General features: G+C 47.0%; 15 protein-coding genes. 6 read left to right on the top strand and 9 right to left on the bottom strand.

The annotated features are described in order from the left end of the window. Nucleotides 1-74 precede the first annotated feature (74 nt). From rodA to leuS, 8 genes are all read right to left on the bottom strand, one after another. On the bottom strand, nt 75-1,196 hold the full coding sequence (gene rodA, locus ACUJFK_RS14875) for a rod shape-determining protein RodA (RefSeq protein ID WP_226751228.1): 1,122 nt from the start codon (nt 1,194-1,196) through the stop codon (nt 75-77). After that, nucleotides 1,189-3,060: a penicillin-binding protein 2 gene (mrdA, locus tag ACUJFK_RS14870; RefSeq protein ID WP_445425332.1), complete on the bottom strand. Its 1,872-nt coding sequence runs from the start codon at nt 3,058-3,060 to the stop codon at nt 1,189-1,191. Before mrdA ends, rodA begins: the two co-directional genes overlap by 8 nt. Nucleotides 3,061-3,062: 2 nt before the next feature. Next, nucleotides 3,063-3,533, bottom strand: a complete 471-nt coding sequence (rlmH, locus tag ACUJFK_RS14865; protein ID WP_226751230.1) for a 23S rRNA (pseudouridine(1915)-N(3))-methyltransferase RlmH — start codon at nt 3,531-3,533, stop codon at nt 3,063-3,065. A 6-nt stretch (nt 3,534-3,539) separates the two neighbouring features. Then, nucleotides 3,540-3,860 carry a ribosome silencing factor gene (rsfS, locus tag ACUJFK_RS14860; RefSeq protein WP_226751231.1) on the bottom strand — a complete coding sequence of 107 codons (321 nt, stop codon included), beginning with the start codon at nt 3,858-3,860 and terminating at the stop codon, nt 3,540-3,542. 63 nt (nt 3,861-3,923) lie between these two features. Then, nucleotides 3,924-4,562 carry a nicotinate-nucleotide adenylyltransferase gene (gene nadD, locus ACUJFK_RS14855; RefSeq protein WP_306177593.1) on the bottom strand — a complete coding sequence of 213 codons (639 nt, stop codon included), beginning with the start codon at nt 4,560-4,562 and terminating at the stop codon, nt 3,924-3,926. After that, the gene (gene holA / locus ACUJFK_RS14850; RefSeq protein ID WP_445425331.1) at nt 4,552-5,592 is read right to left on the bottom strand and encodes a DNA polymerase III subunit delta; all 1,041 of its coding nucleotides are present in this window, start codon (nt 5,590-5,592) and stop codon (nt 4,552-4,554) included. The genes nadD and holA overlap by 11 nt, the downstream gene beginning before the upstream one ends. Continuing rightward, nucleotides 5,592-6,005, bottom strand: coding sequence for an LPS-assembly lipoprotein LptE (locus tag ACUJFK_RS14845; protein ID WP_229586371.1), 414 nt, complete (start codon nt 6,003-6,005; stop codon nt 5,592-5,594). Before ACUJFK_RS14845 ends, holA begins: the two co-directional genes overlap by 1 nt. 64 nt (nt 6,006-6,069) lie before the next feature. Beyond that, the gene (leuS, locus tag ACUJFK_RS14840) at nt 6,070-8,655 is read right to left on the bottom strand and encodes a leucine--tRNA ligase (RefSeq protein ID WP_445425330.1); all 2,586 of its coding nucleotides are present in this window, start codon (nt 8,653-8,655) and stop codon (nt 6,070-6,072) included. Nucleotides 8,656-8,807: 152 nt separating this feature from the next. Between leuS and ACUJFK_RS14835 the strand changes: the two genes are divergently transcribed. The 6 genes from ACUJFK_RS14835 (at nt 8,808) to ACUJFK_RS14810 (ending at nt 14,273) form a co-directional block, all read left to right on the top strand. Further along, entirely contained in the window at nt 8,808-9,272 is a 465-nt protein-coding gene (locus ACUJFK_RS14835) for a zinc ribbon-containing protein (RefSeq protein ID WP_226751236.1), read from the top strand. Nucleotides 9,273-9,513: 241 nt separating this feature from the next. Further along, nucleotides 9,514-10,998: a SulP family inorganic anion transporter gene (locus ACUJFK_RS14830; protein WP_226751237.1), complete on the top strand. Its 1,485-nt coding sequence runs from the start codon at nt 9,514-9,516 to the stop codon at nt 10,996-10,998. 13 nt (nt 10,999-11,011) lie between these two features. Beyond that, on the top strand, nt 11,012-11,860 hold the full coding sequence (locus ACUJFK_RS14825; protein WP_445425329.1) for a universal stress protein: 849 nt from the start codon (nt 11,012-11,014) through the stop codon (nt 11,858-11,860). Between the two features lie 166 nt (nt 11,861-12,026). Beyond that, nucleotides 12,027-13,478, top strand: coding sequence for a sodium:proton antiporter NhaD (nhaD, locus tag ACUJFK_RS14820; RefSeq protein WP_226751239.1), 1,452 nt, complete (start codon nt 12,027-12,029; stop codon nt 13,476-13,478). A 56-nt stretch (nt 13,479-13,534) separates the two neighbouring features. Continuing rightward, nucleotides 13,535-13,885: a putative quinol monooxygenase gene (locus ACUJFK_RS14815; RefSeq protein ID WP_226751240.1), complete on the top strand. Its 351-nt coding sequence runs from the start codon at nt 13,535-13,537 to the stop codon at nt 13,883-13,885. Further along, nucleotides 13,830-14,273, top strand: coding sequence for a DCC1-like thiol-disulfide oxidoreductase family protein (locus ACUJFK_RS14810; RefSeq protein WP_445425328.1), 444 nt, complete (start codon nt 13,830-13,832; stop codon nt 14,271-14,273). The genes ACUJFK_RS14815 and ACUJFK_RS14810 overlap by 56 nt, the downstream gene beginning before the upstream one ends. Here the strand turns inward: ACUJFK_RS14810 and ACUJFK_RS14805 are convergent. Then, a complete protein-coding gene (locus tag ACUJFK_RS14805; protein WP_445425327.1) occupies nt 14,270-15,226 on the bottom strand; it encodes a hypothetical protein in 957 nt (318 codons plus the stop codon). The two genes, ACUJFK_RS14810 and ACUJFK_RS14805, sit on opposite strands and share 4 nt — an antisense overlap. Nucleotides 15,227-16,134: the final 908 nt, after the last annotated feature.

Below are 16,134 nucleotides of genomic sequence, written 5' to 3'. Positions count from 1 at the left end.
GCGACTTGCTGCTACAAGCATTGAGCAGCAAGCTGCTTAATATTATTAAACTAACTAGGCGAATAGTGTTCATATTAGGTCTTGGCTATACTACGTTTATGCGTACTAACGGACATGATAATACCGAATGCGGCCATCATGGTTACCATGGATGTTCCACCGTAACTCACCAGGGGTAAAGGCACGCCGACTACGGGCAACAAACCTGACACCATCCCGATATTTACAAAGACATAAACAAAGAAGGTGAGGGTAAAGCTGCCTGCGACTAACTTACTGTAATTATCCTGTGCGCGGGCTGCGATTAGCAAGCCCCGGCCAATAATAAAAAGATAGATGGCTAGCAACACTAAAACGCCAATTAAACCAAACTCTTCACTGAGTACTGAGAAGATAAAGTCAGTATGGCGCTCGGGTAAAAACTCCAGTTGCGACTGGGTGCCTTGCATCCAGCCTTTACCATCCACACCGCCAGAGCCAATCGCGATTTTTGACTGGATAATATGATAGCCCGAACCGAGCGGATCGCTTTCGGGGTTGATAAAAGTCAGTACGCGCTTACGTTGATAATCATGCATTAAAAATAGCCACATCACTGGGGCAAAAGCCGAGATCAGGGCCGCAATAAAACCGATTAATCGCCAGCTCATACCGGCCATAAACAACACAAAAATGCCCGCGGTAGCAATCAGGATCGAAGTGCCGAGATCCGGTTGTTTCGCGATCAGTAGTGTAGGGATCAAACACATCAGAAAACCCACCAGCAAATGATGCAATCGTGGGGGTAAGTTATGCGACGAAATAAACCAAGCAATAGCCATTGGCACTGCCAACTTCATAACTTCTGAAGGCTGAAACTTCATAAAACCCAAATCTAGCCAACGTTGCGCACCTTTACCCACGTGGCCAAACAACAATACACAAACCAATAGAAGGGTGCCGAAGATAAATAATGGAAATGACCAGCGTCGAATAGTTTGAGGGTTAATTTGTGCAAATGCGATCATCACGGTTAAGGCTAAGCCAAGCCGAATTAACTGACCTTCTAGCATGCCTTCGTTTTGCCCTGAGGCGCTGTAAAGTACAATCAAGCCGTAGCTCATTAAGGTCAGCAAGCCTAACAATAACGGCGTATCAATATGAAAAAAAGCCAATTTACTGATACGATTAGGTGGATTCACTAAACTATTATTCATCGTTATTATTCACCTCAGCGCTAAAATAATAGTCGAGCATTTGCCTAGCGATGGGCGCTGCGGTACTGCCACCACCACCGGTATTTTCTACTGTTACCGCAATGACAATAGTGGGTGCATCCGCAGGGGCATAACCAATATACATGGCATTATCGCGCAGCCTTTCGTCTAACTTATTCGCATCGTATTTTGCATCTTGCGCGATGCTAACGACCTGAGCGGTACCGGTTTTGCCCCCTGAGGTATAGGTGGCACCTTTAAAAGCATTAAAAGCCGTACCTTTTTGTGTGGTCACAGTTTGCTGCATGGCATCGCGTACCACTTGCCAATTACGAGGGTTCACAACCTGCATCACCTCTTGTGGTGTAGTGTCGATCGATTCTGTGCCCAAATCATTACTAAGTTCTCGCACAATATGTGGTGTGGGCTGCAGGCCATTATTGAGCAGTACGGCAGTCGACACTAATAGCTGTAGCGGTGTGATGGTCCAATAGCCTTGGCCGATACTGATGGCCACGGTATCACCATGGTACCAAGGTTGGTTATGCCGAGCGCGTTTCCAACCGCGAGAGGGCATTATCGTGTTTGATTCTTCATGAATATCAATACCACTTTTTTCGCCAAAGCCCATCTTTTGCATATAGTCAGATACCCGATCAATACCTAACTTAACGCCCATGTCATAGAAAAAGGTATCACAGCTTTCGACTATCGCGGTATAGACATCAACCCAGCCGTGGCCCCAACGTTTCCAGTCGCGATAGCGATGTTCCACGCCGGGTAATTGAAAGAAACCCGGATCCCAAATGCGCGTGTTGGCTGAAATCGTATTGGTTTCAAGCCCGAGTAGTGCTAAATGTGGTTTGATGGTCGATGCTGGCGGATAGACACCTTGGGTAACACGGTTAATCAGCGGCCGATCGGCTGAGTTGAGCAAAGCATTATAGTTTTTACTGCTAATGCCATGCACAAATAAATTCGGATCGTAACTTGGGTTACTGTAAAAGGCTAAAATAGCGCCATCTCGCGGGTCCATCGCAACAATGGCGCCACGTTTTTCGAGTAAAATTTGTTGTGCGGTTAATTGCAAGCCAACATCGATATTCAGCTTAATGTTTTTACCTGAGCTTGCGGGGACAGAGCGCAGCACGCGGATCAGTCGACCACGGTTATTCACTTCAACTTCTTGATAACCCATAATGCCGTGCAATTCTGTTTCGTAATAGCGCTCTAAGCCGATCTTACCAATATCACGAGAAGCAGCATAATTGGCCAGTTGTTCGTTTTCTTCTAACTGTTTTAAATCATTGGTATTAATGCGGCCGATATAACCGAGTGCGTGGGTAAATAAATCACCGAAAGGATAATAGCGGCTTAAACGGGCTTCAACGGTTACCCCGGGTAAGCGGTGCAGGTTAACCGAGATGCGCGCTACTTCTTCGTCATTTAATTGCTCTTTTAAGGTAATGCTATTAAATCGACGTTGTTGGCGAACCTCTTTTAAAAAATTCGTTTGTTGCTCTTCACTGATTTCAATTAAGGCACTGAGTTCTTGCAGTGTGGTCGGCATATCACTGATTTGCTCGGGCACTAGCTCTAACGAGAATACTGGGCGGTTTTCTGCCAATAAGATGCCATTTCGGTCGGTGATTAATCCGCGATTGGGTGCCAGCGGCAATACTTTAATGCGGTTGCCTTCTGAGCGCGTTTGATAAGCTTGATAGGAGGTGACTTGCAAGTGATACATATTGACCACGATCACCGCGAACATCAGCACCACAAACACCATAGCAAACACGGCTCGATGATTAAACAAGCGATTTTCAGCTTCGACATCCTGCATGGCCACGCGTTTTTTTAACATGCTTACTCGCGATGATAAGGGTGGTTGGTACTGATACTCCAAGCGCGGTACAAGGCTTCAGCCATAACCACACGCACCATGGGATGGGGCATGGTTAGCGCCGACAATGACCACTTGGCTTCACTGGCATCGATACAGGCAGGAGACAGACCTTCAGGACCGCCGATCAGAAAACAAACATCACGGCCATCATGTTGCCATTCTTGTAGTTTGCCCGACAACTGCGGGCTACTCCAGTTGGCACCGGTAACCTCTAAGGTCACAATCCGACTACCTTTAGGCACGGCAGCCAGCATTTTTTCACCTTCGAGTTCTAAAATACGTTTGATATCCGCGTTTTTACCACGCTTGCCGGCACTGATCTCAATTAATTCAAAAGGCATATCACGCGGAAAGCGCCGCGCATACTCCTCAAAGCCGCTTTGCACCCAACTCGGCATTTTGGTGCCAACGGCAATCAGGATTAACTTCATACTAAGTTAACCGCCCCAGAGTTTTTCCAGTTGATAAAAGTTACGGCTTTCTTCCAACATAACATGGACGACAACATCTCCAAGATCGAGCAGTACCCATTCGCCTGATGCTTCACCTTCTATGCCTAATGGCTGCACGTCGATTTTTTTCACTTCGGCGGCCAAGTATCCAGCAATAGACTTGGTATGGCGGCTAGAAGTTCCTGAACAAATTACCATAAATTCAGTGACGCTTGATTTACCGCGTACATCTAACGTGACAATGTCACGGGCTTTCATGTCGTCGATTTTGTCAGTAACAAAAGCAACCAGTTCGTTTGTTTGCACCCTTGATCCTCAGTAGCAATGAAAAAGCGGCATTTTACCACATTTTATCCAGGTAAACAGAACTCAACAGCCATAGAGTGCGTGTTGACGAATATATTCTAGAACTTCGGCAGGTAACATGGCTTGCACAAGACGATCACTGGCAAGTTGTTGTCTGACAAAGGTGGCGCTTTCGTAAAAATCAGGGTTATCTAAAAGTAAAATTTTTCCGGCATCTTGTTGTTGCAGCTGGCTCAGCGTGGCGCCATAGCGTGCGAGTAACATGGGGGCATCACCTTGATCGGCGCTATACCCTGGGCGGCGACAAACAATTAAATGCGCCAGCTCGAGGATTTGCAACCATTGATGCCATTTCGTGAAATACTGTAAAGAATCCATGCCAATAATAAATGCCAGCGTGGTATCGGGTTGCTGTTGTTTCAACGTTCTTAAGCTATCGACGGTGTAACTTGGGCTAGTGCGGTTGAGCTCTAAGCGCTCCAGGCGCATAGTCGGTTCGTTAGCAATAGCCAACTTTACCATAGCGGCCCGTTGTTCGCTGCTCACGCCGGGGGTCGCACGATGCGGCGGCAAATGGCAAGGCATCAGCGCTAATTGCTTCAAAGCACAATGTTCAACAACGTAGCGGGCACAAGCCAGATGGCCTCGATGGATCGGATCGAAAGTGCCACCAAAGATACCGAGTAGGGGCTTAGTCATCATGCTGCTGCAAAGAGAAAGTGCGTGACAGTGGATGACAGAATAAGGTGGCCAGATGGGCCAGCGCTAAACTGGGATCGCTCATTTTGCCGGCTTTATATAAACGATCAAAGGCGGCCAGTTCTTGCAGTAAATAATCTTGCCAGCGCAGCGTCAGCCTTTTAATCGCTTGCAGATACAAAGGTTGGCGTTTTGGCCAAATAGCGAGTTGTTTAAACATGGCGCTAGTATGACCACTTTGCTGTGCTACCGAGAGTTGGCGTAACTGCAGTAACTCTTTTTGTAATTGCCAGGCAATAATCACTGGCTCGGTATCTTGATCGAGCAGCCGGGTTAAGCGGTGCAAGGCGTCTGCACTGTGCCCTGTTAGCAAGGCATCGACCAATTGAAAAACGGTATAACTGGAATGGTCTGCTAAAAAGCGACTAAATTGCTCGGCATCGATCCGTTCATGGGGATGAGTAAGGCACAGTTTTTCTAATTCCTGGCGCGCAGCCAGTAAATTACCCGCACAATGTTGTTGTAATAATTGCAGGGCGTCACTGGTCAGTTGCAGATTTAACTGCTGGGATCGTTGTTGTAACCATTGCCGCTGCTGCCGCTCATCTAAAGCATATATCGGCACTTGTACTGCGCTGTTCTGCAGTTGTTTAAACCAAACCAGTTTACTCACTTCACTGTGATTACGATTGCCATGCACCACTAAAATAATATCAGGGTGCAATTGTGCCGCGAGCTGTTTTAAGGCGTCATTGGCCGCAGCCGCTAATTTATTTTGCGCCAGTTCAAGCTCAATCAGTCGGCGCTCGGCAAACAGCGACATCGCGCTTAATTCATTTTGTAAATCTTGCCAATCAAATTGCGCATCGGCACTAAAGCTCAAGCGTTCTAAATAGCCTTGCTGTTTAGCGGCAAGACGGATTTGCTCGATGGCTTCGAGTTTTTGCAGTGGCTCTTCACCAAACAACAAATAACAGGGTGCGAGACCCTGTTGCAGTTGTGCTGGCAGTTGATTCGCGTAGAGTTTTTGCATTAGCCCAAACGCGCAAGCTGACGAATAATCCGGTTAGCCGCTTGTTGTCTAAGCTCTTTAAGCAGCAGCTCAAGCTCTTGCGCTTTGGCTAAAGCCTGATTCGGATCGTCTTGATAATCGCGGAACAGTTCAAACTGATATTTTTGTGGTTCTTGATCCGGTAGTTGGATCTGATACTCCACTTTGTAGATCAGTTCGTATTCGGCAACCTGACCATTGGCAAACAGCGATAGGGTTCGACGCTCAAGCGTGTCTTGCTGTAACACCAATGATGGCCGATTGCTTTGATAGCTGCTCAGCAGTTCAACGTCGTTTTGTTGAAAACGCTGATTAAGCAAAGCGGCTAACTCAGAATGCGCATCGCTTTGCAGGTAAATAGCCGGAAATTGACTTAACGGCAAGTTACCGCGCAAGTGAAAACCGCAGCCCGTGAGCAGACTTGCGACGAAGCAAAGGCACAGCAGACGGGCCCACATATTACGCTACCACCAAGTTAAGTAACTTACCGGGAACGTAAATGATTTTACGCGTTTCGCCTTCTGCTAAGTAACGTTGCACATTGTCATCTAACTTTGCCATCTCGAGCACATGCTGTTGGCTGGCATCGGCGGGCACGGTGATTTTTGCCCGTACTTTACCGTTTATTTGTACCACTACCAGTTTTTCATCTTCAACCAGAGCCGCGCTGTCTACTTGTGGCCAAGCGGCTTGCTCAATAGCTTGCTGATGGCCCAACTGTGCCCACAAGTATTGTGCAACATGAGGGGTGATCGGGTTAAGCAGTTGCAATAACGCAGTGCAGGCTTCGCGCATGACGGCGCGGTCTAGCGGGCTGGCTAAACTGGCTTTTTGTAATTTATTGGTCAGTTCCATTACCGCTGCAATTGCCGTGTTAAAGGTATAACGGCGGCCGATATCATCGGTCACTTTGGCAATGGTTTTATGCAGTTCACGGCGCAGTAATTTTTGTTGGTCGTTCAACGCACTGATCTCTAATGCACCCGGTTCACCTGCCGCTTGCACATCGCTGATTAAGCTGTAAACCCGTTTAATAAAACGGTGTGCGCCTTCAACGGCCGAATCAGACCATTCTAACGTTTGCTCTGGCGGGGCGGTAAACATCATAAATAAGCGCACGGTGTCGGCACCATATTGGTCGATCACTTTTTGCGGATCGATGCCATTGTTTTTCGACTTTGACATCTTGCTCATACCAGCAGATAACACGGGCAGGCCATCGGCTTTCAGCGTCGACTGAATGATCCGACCTTTTTCATCCCGCTCAATGTGCACATCTTGCGGTGAGAACCAGATTTGGCCGCCATTTTCAGCTTCGCGGTAAAAGGTTTCAGCCAGAACCATACCTTGACATAACAGGCGTTTGAAAGGCTCATCACATTGCACTAAGCCAACGTCACGCAACAGTTTATGGAAGAAACGCGCATACAATAAATGCAGGATAGCGTGTTCGATACCGCCAATGTATTGATCGACGGGCAGCCAGTAGTTGGCTTTTGCAGGATCAAGCATGGCTTTATCGTAATCAGGGCTGCAATAGCGGGCGTAATACCAGCTCGATTCCATAAAGGTATCGAAGGTATCGGTTTCATGAAACGCAACCTGACCCTGATAATCGGTTTTTGCCCACTCGGCGTCAGCTTTGATGGGTGAGGTCACACCATTCATTACCACGTCTTCGGGCAAAATAACCGGTAAACGATCGGCCGGCACCGGCACAACAGAACCGTCTTCTAGGTTCAGCATCGGGATCGGTGTGCCCCAATAACGTTGCCGTGACACACCCCAATCGCGCAGGCGATAGTTAACCTTAACATCACCCTTACCTAGGGTGGCTAACTTGGCAGCAATGGCGTTAAAGGCTTCTTGAAACGCTAAACCATCAAACTCGGCTGAGTTTACCAAAATGCCTTTTTCGGTATAGGCTTGGCTGTTTAGATCGGTCACACTGCCATCGGCAGCCGTGACAACTTGTTTAATTGGTAGTTGATACTTGCTGGCAAATTCATAATCGCGCTGATCATGCCCTGGCACTGCCATGACAGCCCCTGAACCGTAGTCCATTAAAACAAAGTTAGCGACCCATACTGGGACTTGCTCGCCCGTTAACGGATGTATCGCGAAAATACCGGTAGCGCAGCCTTTTTTCTCCATGGTTGCGAGTTCGGCTTCGGCCATCTTGCCGCCTTTGATTTCTTCAATAAAGGCTGCCAAGGTGCTATTAGTTTTAGCGGCTTGCTGCGCTAAAGGATGCTGTGCCGCCACAGCCACGTAGGTAACGCCGTAAAGGGTGTCTGGGCGTGTGGTGTAAACTTCTAATTCACCGTCTTGACCGGCAATATCAAAACGAATGTTGATACCTTCAGAGCGACCAATCCAGTTTTTCTGCATGGTGCGCACTTGCTCAGGCCATTCGGTCAGCTGCTCTAAATCTGCTAATAATTCTTCTGCATATTCGGTAATGCGGATAAACCACTGAGCCAGTTCGCGTTGCTCTACCAGCGCGCCTGAACGCCAACCGCGACCGTCAATAACTTGTTCGTTAGCCAATACACATTGATCAACGGGATCCCAGTTAACCGTGGCCATTTTTTTGTAAACTAAACCTTTTTCATACAGCTTGGTAAAAAACCATTGTTCCCAGCGGTAGTAATCCGGTTTACAGGTCGCCACTTCGCGATCCCAGTCGTAGCCAAAACCTAAACGCTTCAGCTGCGTTTTCATATAATCAATATTTTCGTACGTCCACTTAGCCGGTGCCGTTTTATGGTTAATCGCGGCATTTTCGGCCGGTAAACCAAACGCATCCCAACCCATAGGCTGCATAACGTTTTTACCTTGCATCCGCTGAAAACGGCTGACAACATCGCCGATGGTGTAGTTACGCACATGGCCCATATGCAAACGGCCACTGGGATAAGGAAACATCGAGAGACAGTAAAACTTTTCTTTATTAGGGTCTTCCGTTACTTTAAAGGCGTTAGTGTCTTGCCACTGTTGTTGCAAGGTGGTCTCAATTTGCTGAGGATTATATTGCTGTTGCATTTACGTCTTCCAGAAAAGTCTTAGTGCGGGCCTGAGCGGTTGCAGTTCGCAAGGTTCGGGCAAAATTCGCTATAGCATACCTTAGGCGGGTTTTGACAACAATAACCAGCATCTTGTCTATACTTGATTTAACGCGCTAAAAGGAGTTTGAAATGGCTGAATTTAAAAAGAAGTACCAACAATGGCTGGCCGAGCTAACCGACACCCTTGAACAAGCCGGTCAACGTCAGCTCGATAATATGCTGGAGTTCAGTGAAATATTGCAGGCCTATCTTAAAGCCGGTAAGGATCTCAGTGCTTATGAAAGCCAATTGTTTGTCGAAACACTGAAACAACAATGGCAAGCGGCGAATACAGCGGAGCAGGCGCCATCGATGTGGAGCGAGGAATTATGGCAGCAACTTAGCCAAATTACTGATCGCACTCAGGTCGAATGGGTTGAATTGTTAGAAGATTTCAATCATCAAGGTGTTTATTATCAAGGAGAATATGTTGGCATGGGGCGCTATCGTTGTAGCCAGTGTCAGCAGAGTATTGATTACACTCACCCAGCTGAATTGCTGTGTTGTGCCACGTGTGGTGGTGTGCAATTTTTCCGAGATGGCTTGCCAGTTTAACCCGTATGGTCATGCCATAGCCTTTAACGGCAAAAAACTGTACAATCTCGCCCCTATTTTAATCTTGAGCTGCGTGTTACATGGGGCGAGCGAACGAGGATAGACCGGTGTAACACAGATCAATTGAAGCTAAGCAGCGCTAATCTGCTGTTTCAACGTTAACACTCGCCATAGGTGGCGCGACATTGTTACAACAGACAACTTAGTCTGTTCCCTCTTATTATTTCTGTTGGATATTTCTATGCTAAGTTCAATTCGTCAAAACTGGTTTTCGAACACCAGAGGCGATGTGTTATCTGCGTTAGTGGTTGCACTGGCTCTGATCCCTGAGGCGATCGCCTTTTCTATTATTGCCGGTGTGGATCCTAAAGTCGGTTTGTATGCCTCTTTTTGTATAGCGGTAATAACGGCTTTTGCCGGTGGTCGTCCGGCGATGATTTCTGCCGCGACCGGTGCCATGGCACTGTTAATGATTACCTTGGTGCGTGAGCATGGTTTGGAATATTTGCTGGCCGCCACTTTATTAACGGGTGTACTGCAAATTGCCTTTGGCCTTTGTAAGTTAGGTGAGTTGATGCGTTTTGTCTCGCGCTCGGTGGTGACCGGTTTTGTGAATGCTTTAGCTATTCTTATTTTTATGGCACAACTTCCTGAGCTGACTGGCGAGCATGGCACCACCTTGGTGTACGGCATGACTGCGCTGGGCTTGGCGATTATTTATTTGTTTCCTTACGTTACCAAGGCCATCCCCTCGCCATTAGTTTGTATCGTGGTATTAACCGCCATTGCTGTGTACTTTGGTTTAGATATTCGTAATGTGGCGGATATGGGCGAACTGCCAGACAGCTTGCCTATTTTCTTATGGCCTGATGTACCGCTAAATATTGATACACTGGTTATTATCTTCCCATACGCGTTAGCCTTGGCCATTGTCGGTTTATTAGAGTCACTGATGACGGCTACCATCGTTGATGATTTAACCGATACCAGCAGTAACAAAAACCGTGAATGTGTCGGCCAAGGTGTGGCAAACATTGGTGCAGGTTTATTAGGGGGTATGGCCGGTTGTGCGATGATTGGTCAATCCGTTATTAACGTCAAATCAGGTGGACGCACTCGTTTATCTACCTTATTGGCAGGTGTTTTCTTATTGATTTTTATCGTATTTCTGAGTGATTATGTTGGCATGATCCCAATGGCAGCCTTAGTGGCGATTATGATTATGGTATCCATTGGTACCTTTAGTTGGGCTTCGGTAAAAGATCTGCAAAAACACCCGAAAAGCTCATCAGTGGTGATGATTGCCACAGTTTTGGTGGTGGTATTTACTCATAACTTGGCTTACGGTGTGTTAGTGGGGGTGTTGTTAAGTGCGCTATTCTTCGCTAATAAAGTGGGGCAAATTCTGGCGATTACTGCTGAGTTATCAGCCGATGGTCATCAGCGTACTTACCGTGTTGTTGGCCAAGTGTTCTTTACCTCTGCTGAACAATTTATTGCCGGTTTTGACTTTAAAGAAGCCATAGAGAAGGTGCAGATTGATGTTAGCCGCGCGCATTTTTGGGATATTACCGCCATAAGCTCTTTAGACAAAGTGGTACTCAAATTCCGCCGTGAAGGGACTGAGGTCGAGTTGCTCGGTTTAAATGCTGCCAGTGCGACACTGGTTGATAAATTTGCGGTACATAATCGTCCTGATGCCATAGAAAAGTTGATGGGTCATTAACAGGAGTAATTTCATGACACAATTTGTTATCGCTTGTATCGATCCTTCGCCTTATGCTGAAGCCGTTTGTGATTATGCCGTCTGGGCCGCCAAACAACTGCAAGCACCTTTAACGATGTTGCATGCCATTGATAAAGCGCAGCATACGCAAACGCCTGATCTGAGTGGCAGTATTGGTTTAGGTTCGCAAGAAGTGTTATTGCAGCAATTAGCTGAATTAGATGAAAAACACAGTAAGTTAGCGCTAGAGCGTGGCCGTCTAATGTTAGATGCTGCCAAAGCCCGTGCAGAGCAAGCCGGCGTTGCCAGCGTTGATGAACGTTTACGTCATGGCAGCTTAGTCGAGTCGTTAAAGGCAACTGAAGACGACACGCGGCTAGTGGTGATGGGTAAGCGGGGCTTAAGCAGCGCCGATGCGCACGGTCAATTGGGCTTACATGTTGAGCAAGTGATTCGCAGTTTGCAGCGGCCTATTTTGCTCACCCAACAACACTTTAAAACGCCGCAGCGCATTATGTTAGCGTTTGATGGGAGTGCCACTGCGCAGAAAAGTTTAGACATGCTCGCTGCTAGCCCATTGTGTAAAGGTTTACCGGTGCATTTAGTGTTTGCCGGTATGCCTGAGCAGGCCCCAGCGTTAGACGAAGCCGCAATCTTGCTGCAACAAGCGGGTTTTGAGACGAAAACCGCACTGGTTGCTGGGGATCCAGAAGAAGTACTGCATCAGTACCAACAAGAGCACCATATTGATTTGTTGATAATGGGCGCTTATGGCCATTCGCGGATCCGTCAGTTTATCGTCGGCAGTACCACGACCGCGATGTTAAGTAAGGCGAAATGCTCGCTACTGGTCCTGCGCTAAGGGTGAGAGATCAAATCCGTTAAGACTAAAAGCTAACTACAATTTAGCGTGCAGAGCAGAATAAGCTCTGCACGCTATGAAAAAAGGGCGTATCATATGTCCTCAATACCAGCGCTGAGGCGCAGGTAGAGACCACCCGCATAAATTGACCTAAATAGAAGCCATCATGTTAAACCTCAGATCCCTTTTGGTGTTATTGAGCTGCCTTGCCCTTTACCCATCCACAGCGTTAGCCGAGACAGGACCCATAAATTTAACTGCAAGCCCGATTGGTATTATTGCCTTAGGACTATTCTTTTTAGCTTATTTACTTGTTATGGCTGAAGAGAAAATTCAATTACGTAAATCGAAACCGGTATTAATAGCTGCTGGTGTTATTTGGGCCATGATTGGCTGGCGCTACATGGAAGCTGGTTTGGCTGTTGAATCGGAGTCTGCGTTTCGACATACCCTATTAGAATTTTCAGAGTTAATGCTGTTTTTATTGGTGGCGATGACTTACATCAACGCCTTAGAAGAGCGACGTTTATTCGATGGTTTACGCGCTTGGCTTATTCGCTCTGGCTTTAGCTATCGCACCTTATTTTGGATCAGTGGTATTTTAGCCTTTGGTATCTCTTCTTTTGCCAATAACATGACTACCGCTATGCTGATGTGTGCCGTGGTAATGAAGGTGGCTGAGGGTGATAAGCGTTTTATCAACTTGTCCTGCGTGAATATCGTAGTGGCCTCTAATGCCGGTGGTGCGTTTATTCCGTTTGGTGACATTACTACGTTGATGGTGTGGCAGGCGGGGATTATTACGTTTAATGAATTTTTTACCTTGTTTATTCCGGCCGTGGTCAACTTTTTGTTACCTGCGGTCATTATGAGCTTTTTCGTCGAGAAACGTTCGCCCAGCGGCCACTCTGAAGCGGTAGAATTAAAGCGTGGTGCTTTACGTATTATGTGCTTGTTTCTACTCACCATCGCTACTGCGGTGGCCTTTCACTCATACTTCGGTTTACCACCGGTACTTGGCATGATGACGGGTTTGGGTTACTTACAGTTTTTCGGTTTCTTTTTACGTAAAACCTTACCAGGTTCTTTGGCCCGCAAAAAAGCTATGGCGGAAAGAGCCGGCGATATCGAACGGATCCGTTCACTGGGTCAAGTCGTACCTTTTGATGTGTTTAGCCGGGTTGCCCGCGCCGAATGGGACACGTTACTCTTCTTCTACGGGGTAGTGGTATGTGTCGGTGGTTTAGGTTTTATTGGTTACCTCGAGTTATTATCGACGGCACTTTATACTAACTGGGATCCAACATCGGCTAACGTGGTATTAGGCCTGATGTCGGCCGTAGTGGATAATATTCCAGTGATGTTCGCTGTATTAACAATGAACCCTGAGATGTCGCATGGTCATTGGTTGCTGATTACGCTAACAGCGGGGGTAGGCGGTAGTTTATTGTCTATCGGCTCTGCGGCAGGGGTAGCGTTAATGGGCCAAGCTCGGGGTAATTATACCTTTGTTGGTCATTTAAAGTGGGCGCCAGTCATTTTATTGGGCTACGCTGCCAGCGTGATGTGCCATCTGTGGCTTAATGCTGAGTTGTTTACTATTTTCGGTCGGCCTTAATGTTAGCCGCCTCGCCTGATGTTGCGGGTGAGGCGGTTTTTTACAGCGAGTGAGTTATGTCAAAAAAAGTTTATTGTGTGGCACAGTTTCTGCCAAAAGCGGGTAAAGAAGCTGCTTTATTTAAGGTATTACAGAGCCTTGAACCAAACACGCTACGTGAGGATGGGTGCTTGCAATACATTGTGACACGTCAATTAGCTAGCCCCTTTGCTGAAGGTAAAAGTTTCCCTATTGCCTTTAATGAAATTTGGGCGGATATAGCCAGTTTTGAAGCGCATTGTCAGCGAGCAGAAATCAAACATTTCTTTGAAACCTACTGTGTTGCAGATGATGGGTTAGCCGCAGATTGGAATGTCTGTATTTATACCGATGAGCCTGCTGAGTATGACGCCCCCCAACTTGGCTGAAGCAGTGCTTGCTGAGTCAGTTTCAAGCTTAGCACTGTTTTATGATGAAGGCTGCCCGGCGTGTCGGTTTTACAGTCGGCGTGTGCGGTTACAAGCTACTTTGGGGCAGTTGCAGCTCATCGATGTAAGAGCTGAACCCCACTATGCACAGTTGTTAGCTGGCGCGGGGTATCAGATTGAGCAGGGGATGGTGCTACGCGTTGCTGACAGTTGGTATGGTGGGGCAGATGCCTTGCAGATGCTAGCACTACTCAGTAGCCGTAGTAATGTTTTTAATCGGTTTAATTTTTGGTTATTTAAATCGCCACGTCGCGCCAAAGTGTGTTACCCCGTGCTGCGCAGTGCCCGTAACAGCTTGCTTTGGCTGTTACGGTTGCCAAAAATTTAGGCCAATTGTTTTTCTGCTAAATGTAACTCCATCATCGCTTTCAATAACCGGAATAAACGAATAGCGGCATCAATTTCTTCGCGACGATTGGTTAGGCTTTCCACGTTCAAACCCAAAGGTAGGTCAAGTGCTGCACAGTGATGCAGGATTTGTTGCAGGTTATCGCGGCAAATTTTAATCGATTCGTTCAACGGATTGGCCGCATCTAAAATACGATACTTACTGCCCTCAGGCACAGAAATACCTAGCCACTGCATAAATGTTAAAGTTTGCTCACCGCCACAGGGGGTAAAAGTCAAAATAATACGTTTGGGGCTGATACCTTGTTGCTTACAGCTTCTGGCATAGCTGGTGAGTAAATCAATAGTGGCTTGCGCGTTATACACCGCTTGCGAAATAAAGAACTGACAACCTTGTGCCGATTTTTCAATCAGCCGCAAATGTTCGTTGCCTTTTTTAGCATGGCGCTCAGCAATGGCCACACCGCCTAAATGAAACTGGGCATCGTGTGCGGCTAACTGCTGATAAGCTTCTGGCAAGCTGAGTTTGATATCACCATTAGAGGAGGGGCTACCCACTAACACAAGATTACGTAAAGCATATTGCTGCTCTGTTTCGGTTAGCCAGGTATTAAATTCCGCCGCATCACGTTGTGCCACACTTTTATAGGTGATCACATCTTGCTGCGCTAATTTGCGTAATAACACACTGTAATCACGCGGATCTAAGGTACTGTGAAAAGGAAAAGGCCGCTCTGCAGCTACGCGGCTACTTTCATCTTGAATATCATAAACAATTAACCCGTCGTACTCGATTTCGTTTAAACGGGCCAACAGCTTTTTAGCGATACGTGTGGTTTTTTCGATATCCGTACCGGCTTTTGGCGGTGTGGTGCCAATCAAATAGACACCCTGTGCCGGATCAGTGATTTTTTGCTGTAAGGATAATGCCATGATACTTATACCCCAAATTGCGATACCGTTAGTATACACCTATCTGGACGTCTGGCCATCTAAATTTTAGTTTTTTAATCTGTTAATCCCATCACACTGCGAAGGTTTGTATTTATGTTTTGTATCTGACAGCGAAGCTTGCAGCTTGCAAAACGTTAAACACTGCGTAAAGCTTCGGCTGGAGCACGCTGTAAATACCTCCTTGTACGCTCCTCTTTTTCATCCCTGAAAAAGACGTCTTAAGCCAACGTTTACTTCGCTATTAACTCGTCCAGCATCAATCCGAAGTGTTTGTGCTTTTAATCCCATTACGTTGCAAGCCGGGCAACCTGGCGCGGGCAAGGTTTTAAGACGAGGGGTGTTTGAGCGAGGCACGGTAGTGCCGAACGAGTTACCTCGTCGCATTGGTCGGGTTAGGTTGAGCCGGGCTTTCGCCGCAATGTAGGGTCGCATTTTCTTTGGATACTTTCTTTTGGCGACGCAAAAGAAAGTATCTCGCCAACGGCGAAAAGGTTAAGCTCTGTGTCGTAGTATCTTGATTTCTGACCTCGAAGCTTGCAGCTTGCAAAACGTTAAACGCTGCGTAAAGCTTCGGCTGGAGCACGCTGTAAATACCTCCTTGTACGCTCCTCTTTTTCATCCCTGAAAAAGACGTCTCCAGCCAAAGTTTACTTCGCGGTTAACTCGCTAAGCTTCAATCCGATCCTTTCAGGGGCATGGACTAAACATTAAAAACCTAATCGACAGGATGCTGTTAAGTTAAGCGAGTATTGCTATAAATCCCCCCTTTGCAGCGAGCCGACAGAACATCGTTGGCCAAGGTTTTAAGAAAACGAGTGTTTGAGTGCGGCGACGCTAGCGCCGCGCGAGTTACGTTTTCGCCTTGGACAGCGCATGTTCAGTTGGGC

It is taken from the genome of Alishewanella sp. HL-SH06 (genome assembly GCF_052656265.1).
This window is presented reverse-complemented; position numbering and strand designations above follow the sequence as displayed.

Bases quoted from the DNA above. Each gene is read 5' to 3' on its own strand.
- rodA (WP_226751228.1), bottom strand. From the start codon at position 1,196: ATGAATAATAGTTTAGTGAATCCACCTAATCGTATCAGTAAATTGGCT.
- mrdA (WP_445425332.1), bottom strand. From the start codon at position 3,060: ATGTTAAAAAAACGCGTGGCCATGCAGGATGTCGAAGCTGAAAATCGC.
- rlmH (WP_226751230.1), bottom strand. From the start codon at position 3,533: ATGAAGTTAATCCTGATTGCCGTTGGCACCAAAATGCCGAGTTGGGTG.
- nadD (WP_306177593.1), bottom strand. From the start codon at position 4,562: ATGATGACTAAGCCCCTACTCGGTATCTTTGGTGGCACTTTCGATCCG.
- holA (WP_445425331.1), bottom strand. From the start codon at position 5,592: ATGCAAAAACTCTACGCGAATCAACTGCCAGCACAACTGCAACAGGGT.
- leuS (WP_445425330.1), bottom strand. From the start codon at position 8,655: ATGCAACAGCAATATAATCCTCAGCAAATTGAGACCACCTTGCAACAA.
- ACUJFK_RS14835 (WP_226751236.1), top strand. From the start codon at position 8,808: ATGGCTGAATTTAAAAAGAAGTACCAACAATGGCTGGCCGAGCTAACC.
- ACUJFK_RS14830 (WP_226751237.1), top strand. From the start codon at position 9,514: ATGCTAAGTTCAATTCGTCAAAACTGGTTTTCGAACACCAGAGGCGAT.
- ACUJFK_RS14825 (WP_445425329.1), top strand. From the start codon at position 11,012: ATGACACAATTTGTTATCGCTTGTATCGATCCTTCGCCTTATGCTGAA.
- nhaD (WP_226751239.1), top strand. From the start codon at position 12,027: ATGTTAAACCTCAGATCCCTTTTGGTGTTATTGAGCTGCCTTGCCCTT.
- ACUJFK_RS14815 (WP_226751240.1), top strand. From the start codon at position 13,535: ATGTCAAAAAAAGTTTATTGTGTGGCACAGTTTCTGCCAAAAGCGGGT.
- ACUJFK_RS14810 (WP_445425328.1), top strand. From the start codon at position 13,830: ATGTCTGTATTTATACCGATGAGCCTGCTGAGTATGACGCCCCCCAAC.
- ACUJFK_RS14805 (WP_445425327.1), bottom strand. From the start codon at position 15,226: ATGGCATTATCCTTACAGCAAAAAATCACTGATCCGGCACAGGGTGTC.